Source organism: Natrinema soli (genome assembly GCF_028618695.1).
The window spans coordinates 1-770 of the sequence record NZ_JAQIVI010000307.1; the positions used below are offsets into that span (position 1 = coordinate 1).

The 770-nt window shown below is 67.5% G+C and carries 2 pseudogenes; one reads left to right on the plus strand and one right to left on the minus strand.

The window, feature by feature from the left end:
- Positions 1–105: pseudogene (locus PGX04_RS18650) on the minus strand (metal-dependent hydrolase); the annotation flags it as partial.
- 254 nt (positions 106–359) lie between these two features.
- On the opposite strand from PGX04_RS18650, the pseudogene PGX04_RS18655 reads away from it, so the two are divergent.
- Positions 360–770 (plus strand): annotated as a pseudogene (locus tag PGX04_RS18655) (alanine--glyoxylate aminotransferase family protein); the annotation flags it as partial.

Genomic DNA, 770 nt, shown 5'->3' on the forward strand with positions numbered 1-770 from the left:
GCCCGCGACGATCCCGACGAACAGGGCCGGCCGGCGATCCCAGCCTCGCCAGTCGGCGACCAGCGCCGCGACGGCGAACGCGAACAGGGCGTGGCCGATGAACACAACATGCCGAATACGGAATGCGTGGGCATAAGCGACTCGCCGCAGTGTCAAGCGGTGGCAGTTGCCACTCGAGGGACGGGTTACTCGAGAGACGGTGATCGAACGCGGACCATCGTCGAACAGACGCTCGGCCGTCGTCAAACGGACGCTGGGCCCGTCGTCGGGTCGAGCGTCGATACCTGGGGATGGCCACTGCGAGCCTGTCGTTCGCCGCTGTCGGTAGGTCTTTGCGGATGGCAAACGAGCACACGCCCATGGCTCAGAAACCGTCGACCGAGGCGACTCGCGCGCCATCCGTTGGCGAACTCACTCCACCGGATCGGACCCTGATGGGGCCCGGGCCGAGCGACGTGAACCCGCGCGTGCTCCGGGCGATGAGCACGCCGCTCGTGGGCCACCTCGATCCCACCTTCATCGAGATCATGGACGAGGTCCAGGAGCTGTTGCGCTATACCTTCCGAACGGACAATCAGTGGACGATTCCGGTCTCGGGGACCGGCTCGGCCGCGATGGAGGCCGCGATCAGCAACGTCGTCGAACCCGGCGACACGATGCTCGTCCCGACGAACGGCTACTTCGGCGGCCGGATGGCCTCGATGGCGCAGCGGGCCGGCGGCGACGTCGTCGAAGTCAACGCCCCGTGGGGCGAACCGCTCGAGCCCGAC